Origin of the sequence: Sandarakinorhabdus sp. (assembly GCF_031422795.1) — a bacterium.
Taxonomy (GTDB): domain Bacteria; phylum Pseudomonadota; class Alphaproteobacteria; order Sphingomonadales; family Sphingomonadaceae; genus Sandarakinorhabdus.
In genome coordinates this window covers 1-9,957 of sequence record NZ_JANPML010000352.1, presented here as the reverse complement: position 1 = coordinate 9,957, position 9,957 = coordinate 1, and the positions used below count along the sequence as shown (strand labels likewise).

At 64.3% G+C, this 9,957-nt stretch carries 12 protein-coding genes; 5 read left to right on the top strand and 7 right to left on the bottom strand.

Going from position 1 to position 9,957, the window contains the following annotated elements; genetic code table 11:
* Window positions 1-312: 312 nt before the first annotated feature.
* The 7 genes from rpsI to RMO81_RS12345 form a co-directional block, all read right to left on the bottom strand.
* A complete protein-coding gene (gene rpsI / locus RMO81_RS12375; protein ID WP_310476196.1) occupies window positions 313-822 on the bottom strand; it encodes a 30S ribosomal protein S9 in 510 nt (169 codons plus the stop codon).
* 10 nt (window positions 823-832) lie between these two features.
* Window positions 833-1,309, bottom strand: coding sequence for a 50S ribosomal protein L13 (gene rplM, locus RMO81_RS12370; protein ID WP_310476195.1), 477 nt, complete (start codon window positions 1,307-1,309; stop codon window positions 833-835).
* A gap of 171 nt (window positions 1,310-1,480) precedes the next feature.
* Window positions 1,481-1,912, bottom strand: a complete 432-nt coding sequence (locus RMO81_RS12365; protein WP_310476194.1) for an NUDIX hydrolase — start codon at window positions 1,910-1,912, stop codon at window positions 1,481-1,483.
* Window positions 1,909-2,268, bottom strand: coding sequence for a DUF2237 domain-containing protein (locus tag RMO81_RS12360; RefSeq protein WP_310476193.1), 360 nt, complete (start codon window positions 2,266-2,268; stop codon window positions 1,909-1,911). The genes RMO81_RS12365 and RMO81_RS12360 overlap by 4 nt, the downstream gene beginning before the upstream one ends.
* On the bottom strand, window positions 2,265-3,305 hold the full coding sequence (locus tag RMO81_RS12355) for a COX15/CtaA family protein (RefSeq protein WP_310476192.1): 1,041 nt from the start codon (window positions 3,303-3,305) through the stop codon (window positions 2,265-2,267). The genes RMO81_RS12360 and RMO81_RS12355 overlap by 4 nt, the downstream gene beginning before the upstream one ends.
* 52 nt (window positions 3,306-3,357) lie before the next feature.
* Complete coding sequence (locus RMO81_RS12350; protein ID WP_310476191.1) at window positions 3,358-4,956, bottom strand: M20/M25/M40 family metallo-hydrolase; 1,599 nt, start codon at window positions 4,954-4,956, stop codon at window positions 3,358-3,360.
* A gap of 72 nt (window positions 4,957-5,028) precedes the next feature.
* Window positions 5,029-5,157 (bottom strand): hypothetical protein, encoded by a 129-nt coding sequence (locus RMO81_RS12345; RefSeq protein WP_310476190.1) that lies wholly within the window; start codon window positions 5,155-5,157, stop codon window positions 5,029-5,031.
* 23 nt (window positions 5,158-5,180) lie between these two features.
* On the opposite strand from RMO81_RS12345, the gene RMO81_RS12340 reads away from it, so the two are divergent.
* The 5 genes from RMO81_RS12340 to RMO81_RS12320 all read left to right on the top strand — a co-directional run.
* Window positions 5,181-5,549 (top strand): MerC domain-containing protein, encoded by a 369-nt coding sequence (locus RMO81_RS12340; RefSeq protein WP_310476189.1) that lies wholly within the window; start codon window positions 5,181-5,183, stop codon window positions 5,547-5,549.
* A gap of 68 nt (window positions 5,550-5,617) precedes the next feature.
* Window positions 5,618-6,082 carry a Fur family transcriptional regulator gene (locus RMO81_RS12335; protein ID WP_409049615.1) on the top strand — a complete coding sequence of 155 codons (465 nt, stop codon included), beginning with the start codon at window positions 5,618-5,620 and terminating at the stop codon, window positions 6,080-6,082.
* Between the two features lie 121 nt (window positions 6,083-6,203).
* Window positions 6,204-8,147, top strand: coding sequence for a 1-deoxy-D-xylulose-5-phosphate synthase (gene dxs, locus RMO81_RS12330; protein ID WP_310476188.1), 1,944 nt, complete (start codon window positions 6,204-6,206; stop codon window positions 8,145-8,147).
* A gap of 107 nt (window positions 8,148-8,254) precedes the next feature.
* Window positions 8,255-9,421 carry a multidrug effflux MFS transporter gene (locus tag RMO81_RS12325; protein ID WP_310476187.1) on the top strand — a complete coding sequence of 389 codons (1,167 nt, stop codon included), beginning with the start codon at window positions 8,255-8,257 and terminating at the stop codon, window positions 9,419-9,421.
* Window positions 9,418-9,957 (top strand): EamA family transporter (locus tag RMO81_RS12320; protein ID WP_310476186.1); only part of this gene is annotated, 540 nt, incomplete at its 3' end. The genes RMO81_RS12325 and RMO81_RS12320, both read left to right, overlap by 4 nt.

Sequence of the window (9,957 nt, the reverse complement as noted above, 5' to 3'; positions counted from 1 at the left end):
GAGCACGATGCCCAGTTGCAGCGGCTTGCCCGGGGCAGGCGCACTGCTTTGGGCGATCAGTTCAACGCGCGTGTGCGGCTGGTCGCTGACGGGTTGGGCCAGCGCGGGCAGCGCCAGCAGGGCAAGCAGGAGTGTGCAAAGGGTGCGAATCATGGGCGGTCTTTTGACAGCCTGCGCGCCAAAGCGAAAGGCCAGTGCCGATTGGCCGCCTCCAAGCAAAACTTGGTGCAACGAAAAACGCCGGGGCGTCCCCCAACGAAAAACGCCGGGGCATCGCTGCCCCGGCGTTGATCTTGAACCGGTGATCGCAGATCAGCGCTTGCTGAACTGGAAGCTGCGGCGGGCCTTGGCCTTGCCGTACTTCTTGCGTTCGACAACGCGCGGATCGCGGGTCAGGAAGCCGGCTTGCTTCACCTGAGTGCGCAGCACGGGTTCATACTTGGTCAGTGCCTGGGCGATGCCGTGCTTCACAGCGCCAGCCTGGCCCGAAAGGCCGCCACCAACAACAGTGCAGATCACGTCATACTGCTCGCGGCGTTCGGCCACGTCGAACGGCTGGTTGATCACCAGGCGCAGCGAGGGGCGGGCGAAATACACGGCCTGATCGCGGCCATTGACCGTGATCTTGCCGCTGCCGGGCTTCAGCCACACGCGGGCGATGGCGTTCTTGCGCTTGCCGGTGGCATAGGAGCGGCCCTGGGCATCGATTTCCTGTTCACGCAGCGGGGCGGGCGGGCCGCCACCACCGGTGTGGGCGGTGTTGACCGGAGCTTCGGCATCCATGCTGCCGAGGTCGGACAGGGACTGGCGATTGTCAGACATTTATCGTTCCTCAACCAGCAAGCGTGGTGTTTTTGCGGTTCATCGACTTCACGTCGAGCACTTCCGGCGACTGCGCCGCATGCGGATGCTCGGTACCGGCAAAGACGCGCAGGTTGCGCATCTGATCACGGCCGAGCGGACCGCGCGGCACCATGCGTTCCACCGCCTTGATCAGCACGCGTTCCGGGAAGCGACCTTCCAGAATCTTGGCCGGCGTGGTTTCCTTGATGCCGCCCGGGTGGCCGGTGTGGCGATAGTAAATCTTGTCGGTGGTCTTCTTGCCGGTGAAGCGCACCTTGTCGGCATTGATGACAATCACGTTGTCACCGCAATCGACGTGCGGGGTATAGTTGGTCTTGTGCTTGCCGCGCAGGCGGTTGGCGATGATCGAGGCAAGGCGGCCGACGACGAGGCCTTCGGCATCGATCAGCAGCCACTTCTTTTCGACGTCGGCCGGTTTGGCAGAGGCCGTGATACGGGTCAGCATGGCGTTGATTCCATTGTTCAAAAATGAAACGGCCGCGGTGCGAACACCCCGGCGCATCGTTTGGCCGGGTTTCAAGCTCCCCGGCAGTGCCGCGTCATATCGATGAAGGTCTGGCGCAGGTCAAGGAAAAACCGGGGTTTTTGGGGTGTGGTATCTTGATACCGCTCAATTTCAGCGGCTGTCGAGCACAAGTCGCAAGCGATCTTGCAGCGGCCCGATTGCGTCTGCTGCGGCCAGAAAGTCACCAAGCCCAAGCAGTTGCGGGCTGTGGCCTTCGTCGCCAAAGCGGATGGAGTCCACCTCGGCCATGTGCAGGCGGGCAGCAAGGAACCAGCCGGTGCCGCCGACCGGATGCAGGGACGGGAAGGGCCGCGCCCACCAGAGGCGTGATTCGGGCAGCAACAGGCCGAATTCCTCGTGCAGTTCGCGCAGCACGCACATCGCCGGGCTTTCATCGCCTTCGCGGCCGCCGCCCGGCAGATCAATAAGGCCAGGCCAGGGGATGCCGGGCTTGTTGTCACGGCGGTAGGTGAGGATCTGGTCGTCAACCAGCGCCGCCAGCTTGGCGCCGGCGAAATCGGTTCCGTCCCACGGCGTGATCACACGCTGTGGGCCTGGAGGTGCCCGAGCATCGTCACCTCCAGCGTCTTTTCGTGGGTGGCGTCTAGCACGATTTCCGGCGCAAAGCCGGCCACGCGCGCCTCTTCCCAACGGCCGGCGCACAGGCACCAGCGGTCACCGGGGTTCAGGCCCGGAAAGCCAAATTCCGGGCGCGGCGTCGACAGATCATTGCCGGCGGACTTGCTGAAGGTGAGGAACTCCTCGGTCACCACGGCGCACACGGTGTGCAGGCCGGTATCGGCATCGTCGGTGTTGCAGCAGCCATCGCGATACCAGCCGGTGAGCGGCTCCATCGAGCAGGGCAGCAGCGGCCCACCCAGGACATTTCTGACGGTCATGTGGCGGTTCCCCTGCGGCTCCAGTGCGCGGCCCAGACGGTGGCAGCGACAAGCAGTGCTGCCACGCCCTGATGGGCAACGCCCAACGAAATCGGCACATGATTGATGATGACCAGCACGCCCAGCAGGAACTGCACCAGCACAAGCCCACCAAGTGCCAGCGCACGCACGCCAGCGCCAGCGCGCCACAGCCGCCAGGCCACCATCAGCACGGCAGCGGCCACAACATAGGCCAGACTGCGGTGCAGGAACTGCACGCTCACCGGATCGGCGATGGCATCGCGGGCGCTGCCCAATATGCCCGGCGGCACGATGGCATCGAGCATCAACGGCCAAGTGTCACTGGCATGGCCGGCGCGCAGGCCCGCCGTGAACGCGCCCCAAACGATCTGGACTGACAGCAGCAGCGTCACCGGTAAGACCCAGCGGGCTGGGCGGTCGTGCCGGGCGATGTCGCCGTCGATCAGGTCCAACGCCGTCCACAGGCAGCCCGCCATGATGATCAACGCGTTGCTCAGGTGGATGGCCAGCCGTTCCGGCGCCACTTCGGTGCGGTCAACCAGGCCAGACGCGACCATCCACCAGCCGATAGTGCCCTGCAGGCCGCCCAGCGCGAACAGCGCCAACAGGCGGAGCTTGTAGCCAGCCGGGATCTGACGCCTGAGCCAGAACCACGCCAGCGGCAGCGCAAAGGCGAGCCCGATCAACCGGCCAAGCAGCCGGTGCACATATTCCCAGAAGAAAATGCCCTTGAAGGCGGCTAGGCTCATGCCGGCATTCATCAGTTTGTACTGGCTGGACTGGCGATACAGATCGAACTGGCGCTGCCATTGCGCATCGGTGAGCGGCGGCAGCGTGCCCGAAACCACATCCCAGCGCGTGATGGAAAGGCCGCTTTCGGTCAGCCGCGTGATGCCGCCAACCACGACCATGGCAAACACCAGGCCCGCCATGAACAGCAGCCAGATCGCGATCGCCTGCGGCCGCGCGGCGGCTCTGGTGCTGAAGGTGCTGGAGGACGCAACGAAGGTGGCCATCACCGTTCCCTAGGCGCAAAGCCGCGCTGCGCCAACCGCACCTGCTGTCGCATCAATCCTTCTTGTCCGGGTCCTCATAACGGAACGGGTCGGTCATTTTCGGCTTGGTTGGCAAGGGTTTGGCCGGCAACGGCTTGTCGGCGTTGGCGGCCTCCCACAACAGCGAAGCCATGATCACGCTGGCCTGCCGCAGATCGGCAGGGCGCAGATGATCAAACGTGTCGACGCTGCTGTGGTGGGTGGTGGTGCCATATTCCAGCGGATCCTGGATGAACTGGAAGGCCGGCAGGCCCATGGCGGCCATCAATTCGTGATCGGTGCCGCCCGTCGGGCTGGCAACCACGGTGCTGGCACCCATGCTGGCAAAGGGCGACAGCCATTCGCGCAAGGTGGGCACCGCGGCGAAATTGCCCTCGGCATGGATGCCGCGCAGCTTGCCGCCGCCGTTATCCATGTTGAAATAGGCCGCCATCAGATTGTAATCGGTTTTCTTTTCAATTGGATACTGGTTCATCCGGAAATCATAGGAAAGCCGGGCCTTCACCGGATCGGGATTGGCTGGCCGGCTGACGAGATGGCGCTCGATATAGTTGGACGAGCCCCACAGCCCCTGTTCCTCGCCCGACCACAGGGCAAAGCGGATCGTGCGTTTCGGTTTTACCTTCAGCGCTGCCAGAATGCGGGCGGCTTCCATCACCACGGCGGACCCGGCGCCATTGTCGGTCGCCCCATCGGCGGCCACCCAGCTATCGAGATGGGCGCCGGCCATCACGTAACCGGCCTTGGCGTCGCTGCCCGGGATATCGGCCAGCACATTGTAACCATTGGCATCGCTGTCATCAAACTTGACCTGCGAATTGATGGCCAGGATCACTTCGCCCTGGCTGGCAAGGCGGGCGATGCGGCGATAATCCTCGGCGGTCAGTTCCAGGCCCGGCAGCTTGGGTGTGTCGCGGTGCTGATAGCCTTCGCCGTGCAGCAGGCCGTTGTCGCGATAACTCATGCGCACCCAGCCCACAGCGCCTTCCTTGGCCAGGAACGCATCAAGCTCCTTGCCCCACTGAAGGTATTTGAACCAGCCATCGCCATCGTCGGGCGCGGTCACCGGCTGCTGAAATTCATCCAGCTCGCCAATCGCCTTGTCATCCAGCCGCGCGAACGCCGGCTTGGTGGCGTCGGCCGGCGAACGCGGAAAACTGACGGCCACGATCTTGCCCTTCAGCTTGCCCGCCCATTCGGCAAAATCGCGCGGCTTGCGCATCGGTGCCACGATAACCGGTGCGGTGATGCCGCCGGCCGGCGTGGCCGGGGTCCAGGCGACGGGCAGGGTGCGCAGCTCCATGCGGCGCGGCGCAACCATGGTGACGCTGGCGCTTTCGATCGACCAGCCCCGCCCGAAATCAAAGCTTTCGGTGCGCACATTGGTCAGGCCCCAGGCCTTGAACTTGTCCTGCGTCCAGCTTGTCGCAGTGCGCATGCTGGGCGAATTGGTCAGCCGCGGGCCGATCCGATCCGACAAGTAGGCCGCCGTCTCCACCGCTTCGCCGCGGTTCATGGCTTCATCGGTGATCTGCGCAACCATGGCCAGATCAGGGGCGGCGATGGCGGGAACGGCGACAGAGGCCAGAAACAAAGCAAGAAGCGAGCGCATAGGCAGAATCTCCGGCGATTGAATGCACTGCTGTAGAAGGGCTGCCGGAGCGAGGCAACGCTGCCTGGTCGATCAACCGTGCCAGCTGAACACGGCTTCCACGCCCACACCAAACACCTGCGCGATGCGGAAGGCGCGTTCAAGGTTGGGCGAATATTTGACCTGTTCGATGGCGCGACCGGAAAAGGCTTGCCCCGGCAATGTGATAATGTTACATCGTCCTCATGTCGGAGCGTCCCGCCAATTTTCTTGATCGAATCGCCATCGGCCTGTCTGGCCTGTGCCTGCTGCATTGCATGGCCGGTTTCGTGCTGCTCAGCCTGTTTGCCCTCACCGGCGACTGGCTGGATCACCGCGTTCATCTGATCGGTCTTGTTCTGGCGATGCCGCTGGCGGCGCTGGCGTTGTGGCGCGGCTGGCGCCAGCATGGCCGCTTGCCGATCGGTCTGCTTGGCGGCGTGGGGCTGCTGGTGATGGCGGCATCCTTGCTGGTCGTGCACGGCGGCGTGACCGAGATGCTGGTGTCGATGCTGGGCGTTTCGCTGCTGGCCTTGGCCCATTGGCAGAACCTGAAAGCCCTTCGCACGATTTAAGCGCGCACTGTGCCATATTGTCGGTGCGAGTGCTTGCACGGCTGCTCGCAAAGTCGGATATGGAAGCCATGGACTCCGCTCACAGCCACGGCCAGCATCACAATCGGACCGATCTTGCCGCCGCGGCGCAGGCGCGTCTGGTGAGTGTGGGTGAACAATGGACGCCGCTACGATCAACCGTGTTTCAGGCGCTGGCCGAATTCGATCGTCCGGTATCGGCCTATGATGTGACTGATGCTGTTTCGGCTGCCTCGGGCCGGCGCGTCGCCGCCAACAGCGTTTATCGCATTCTCGATCTGTTTGTGGCCAACAACGTGGCCAGCCGCGTGGAAAGCGCCAACGCCTTCATCGCCAATGCCCATCCCGATTGCCCGCATGATTGCATCTTTCTGGTGTGCGATCGTTGTGGCCGGGCGACTCATGTCGATGACGACCGCATTACCGGCGATGTGCGGGCGGCCGCGACGGCTGCCGGCTTCACCCCGGTCCGCCCGGTGATCGAAGTGCGCGGCGTTTGCGCCAGTTGCGCCTGATTTCAGGCATTTACTGTTCGTCGATGACAAAAGTGTCACGCGCGGCTGACTGTCTTGATGACAGGCTTGGGCATTATCGCTAAGGAAAATTACTTAAGATTCACCGCAGCGAGCCGTTCATATGACGCTTGAAACTCCGCTTCTCGACCAGGTCAACATTCCGGCCGATCTGCGCCGCTTGGAACCTGGGCAGTTGCGGCAGTTGGCCGATGAACTGCGCCAGGAAATGATCCACGCGGTTTCCGTTACCGGCGGACATCTGGGCGCTGGTCTTGGCGTTGTCGAACTCACCGTCGCGCTGCATTATGTGTTCAACACGCCCGACGATAAATTGGTGTGGGACGTGGGCCACCAGGCCTATCCGCACAAGATCATCACCGGCCGCCGGAGCCGCATCCGCACGCTGCGCCAGGGTGGCGGCCTCAGCGGCTTCACCAGGCGCAGCGAGAGCGAATATGATCCGTTCGGCGCCGCGCACAGCAGCACCTCGATCTCGGCCGCGCTGGGTTTTGCCGTCGCCAACAAGCTGCAGAACAAGCCGGGCAAGGGCATCGCGGTGATCGGCGATGGTGCCATGTCGGCCGGCATGGCCTATGAGGCAATGAACAACGCGCGCGAGGCCGGCAACCGGCTTGTGGTGATCCTGAACGATAACGACATGTCGATCGCGCCGCCGGTGGGGGCGCTGTCGTCTTACCTGTCGCGCCTGCTTTCCAGCCGCAAGTTCCTGGAACTGCGTGAATATCTGAAACAGGTTTCCGGCAAGGTGCTGCCGCCGCCGTTGCAGAAGGCCGCCGCGCGCGTCGATGAATATGCCCGCGGCTTTGCCCAGGGTGGTGGCACGTTGTTCGAGGAACTGGGCTTTTATTATGTCGGCCCCATCGATGGCCATAATCTCGATCACCTGCTGCCGGTGCTCGAAAATGTCCGTGATGCCGCCGAAGGCCCGATGCTGATCCATGTCGTCACGCAGAAGGGCAAGGGCTATGGCCCGGCCGAAGCATCGGCTGACAAATATCATGGCGTGGTGAAATTCGACGTGGTGTCGGGCACGCAGCACAAGCCGCAGCCCAAGGCACCGGCCTATCAGAACGTGTTTGGCGACATGCTGATCGAGGAAGCCAGGCGCGACCCGACCATTTGCGCCATCACCGCCGCCATGCCGTCGGGCACCGGGGTGGACCGTTTCGCCAAGGCTTTCCCGGATCGCAGCTTCGACGTCGGCATTGCCGAACAACACGGCGTGACGTTTGCCGCTGGTCTGGCGGCGCAGGGCATGCGGCCGTTCTGCGCGATTTATTCCACCTTCCTGCAGCGCGCCTATGATCAGGTGGTGCACGATGTGGCGCTGCAGAATCTGCCCGTGCGCTTTGCCATCGATCGCGCTGGTCTGGTCGGGGCCGATGGCGCCACCCACGCCGGCTCGTTCGACGTCGCCTATCTGTGCACCCTGCCCAACATGGTGGTGATGGCGGCGGCCGACGAAGCTGAACTGGCCGATATGGTACACACGGCCGCCGTCCACGACAGCGGCCCGATTGCGCTCAGGTATCCGCGCGGCGAAGGCACAGGTGTTGCCATTCCCGCCACCCGCACGCGTCTCGAAATTGGCAAGGGCCGCATCGTGCGGCAAGGCAGCAAGGTTGCCATCCTGTCACTTGGCACCCGCCTTGCCGAAGCGATCGCTGCTGCCGACACGCTGGACGCGCGCGGGCTGTCGACCACCGTGGCCGATATGCGCTTTGCCAAGCCGCTCGACATGGCGCTGATCCGCAAGCTGGCTGCCACGCACGACGTGCTGATCACCATCGAGGAAGGCGCCATCGGTGGCTTTGGCAGCCATGTGCTGACCCTGGCCAGCGACGAAGGCCTGCTCGATGCCGGCCTCAAGGTGCGCACGCTGCGCCTACCCGATGTCTATCAGGAACACGACAACCCGGCCAAGCAATATGCCGACGCCGGCCTGGACGCCGCCGCCATCGTGCGCAGCGTGCTCGATGCGCTGCGCCACAACAGCGTGAACGCCGTGGATGCCAGTGACGTTGGTGGCGCCGCGCGGGCCTGAGGCCTGTGCCAATCACGCGCTTCCCTTAATGGGCGCAGCAGCCTAAGCGCTGCGGCGTGTCTGCTCCAACTGCCTCCCTTCGCCAGCCCCGCCTTGGTGAGATCCTGTTGCTGGGCTCGCTCACGGCCTTTGGCGCGGTCACCATCGATCTTTATCTGCCCACGCTGCCAGCGATTGCGCGCGATTACGGCACGTCGGCGGCGGCGGTGCAGCTCACGCTGTCCACTTTCTTTGTCGGCATGGCGATTGGCCAACTGTTCTTTGGCCCGCTCAGTGACCGGATCGGGCGCAAGCCGAGCATCCTGATCGGCTGCGCGGTCTATGTGCTGGCCAGCCTGTTCTGCGCGCTAGCGCCGAATATCGAGGCGCTGGTGGCCGGGCGTTTCTTCCAGGCGCTGGGCTGCTGCGCCGCCATGGTCACCTGCCGCGCCATCGTGCGGGATCGGTACGACCACCGCGATTCCGCCCGCATCTTCAGCCTGTTGATGCTGGTGCTGGCGATTGCGCCGCTGCTCGCCCCTACGATTGGCGGCTGGATCGCTGCGGCGGCCGGCTGGCACGCGGTGTTTTATGCCTTTGTCGGGGTCGGCCTTGCCGTTGCGCTGGCCGTGGTGCTGCGGTTGGACGAAAGCCGTTCCGAAGCCACCGCACAGGCGGCACGCGGCACCGATGTGCTGAGCGGTTATGCAAGGCTGCTGCAGAACCGCCAGCTGGTCGGCTATCTGCTGGTCGGCGCGGCCAATGGCGCCACATTGTTCAGCTATATCGCCGCTTCACCGGATCTGGTGGTCAATGTCTGGGGTTTTTCCGAAGGCCAGTTCGGGCTGGTTTTTGCCGCCATTGCCGTGGGCATCGTGGGGGCGAGCCAGATCAACCGCGCGCTGCTGCGGCACCGTTCACCCGACGCGATTTTGGCCTGGGCCACCATTGGCGCGGCGGTGGCGGGGGCGGTGCTGTGGCTGGTGGCCGATGCGCCGCTGATGGTGTTTCTGCCGGTTTTGTTCGTGGCGCTTTCATCAAACGGGCTGATCGCGGCCAATGCCTCGGCCGGCGCGCTGAATGTCGATCCGCTGCGGGCCGGGGCGATTTCCGGGCTGATGGGCGGCATCAATTTCGGCATGGGCGCAGCGGCATCGGCACTGGCAGCGGCACTGCACGATGGCACGGCGCGGCCGCTGGCATCGAACATCGCCGTGGCGCTGCTGGTGGCGGCGACGGCCTATCATCTGCTGGCACGGCCGCGCGAAACGCGGCCCACCACGGCTCCAAGGTGAGCAGCGCGGCGCTCAGCCCGCGCGCGCTGTTGCTGGCGCTGGCGGTGGTGATGGTTTGGGGCAGCAATTTCGCCATTATCGGTGCCACGCTGCACAGCCTGCCGCCACTGCTGTTTGCCACGCTGCGCTTTGCGGCCGTGGTGTTCCCGCTGATCTTCTTCGTGCGCCGGCCCACCGTGCCGTGGCGCATCGTGGCCGGTTATGGCGTTGCCATCGGCTGCGGCCAGTTCGGGCTGCTGTTCATCGCCATCGACGGCCATATCGCGGCCGGCCTCGCCAGCCTGCTGGTGCAATCGCAGGTGGTGTTCACCATTGCCATGGCGATGATGATCAGTGGCGAACGGCTGAAACCGCTGCAATATGGCGCGCTGGCGCTGGCGCTGGGCGGTGTCGCAGTGATCGCTGGCCACACTGGCGGCGAAGTGACGATCACCGGCATTGCGCTGGTGCTGGGCGCGGCGTTCGGTTGGGCGCTCGGCAACATGGCCCAGCGCGCCGCCGGCAAGGTGGATATGCTGGGCTTCATCACCTGGTCG

Bases quoted from the DNA above. Each gene is read 5' to 3' on its own strand.
- rpsI (WP_310476196.1), bottom strand. From the start codon at position 822: ATGTCTGACAATCGCCAGTCCCTGTCCGACCTCGGCAGCATGGATGCC.
- rplM (WP_310476195.1), bottom strand. From the start codon at position 1,309: ATGCTGACCCGTATCACGGCCTCTGCCAAACCGGCCGACGTCGAAAAG.
- RMO81_RS12360 (WP_310476193.1), bottom strand. From the start codon at position 2,268: ATGACCGTCAGAAATGTCCTGGGTGGGCCGCTGCTGCCCTGCTCGATG.
- RMO81_RS12355 (WP_310476192.1), bottom strand. From the start codon at position 3,305: ATGGCCACCTTCGTTGCGTCCTCCAGCACCTTCAGCACCAGAGCCGCC.
- RMO81_RS12350 (WP_310476191.1), bottom strand. From the start codon at position 4,956: ATGCGCTCGCTTCTTGCTTTGTTTCTGGCCTCTGTCGCCGTTCCCGCC.
- RMO81_RS12340 (WP_310476189.1), top strand. From the start codon at position 5,181: ATGTCGGAGCGTCCCGCCAATTTTCTTGATCGAATCGCCATCGGCCTG.
- RMO81_RS12335 (WP_409049615.1), top strand. From the start codon at position 5,618: ATGGACTCCGCTCACAGCCACGGCCAGCATCACAATCGGACCGATCTT.
- dxs (WP_310476188.1), top strand. From the start codon at position 6,204: ATGACGCTTGAAACTCCGCTTCTCGACCAGGTCAACATTCCGGCCGAT.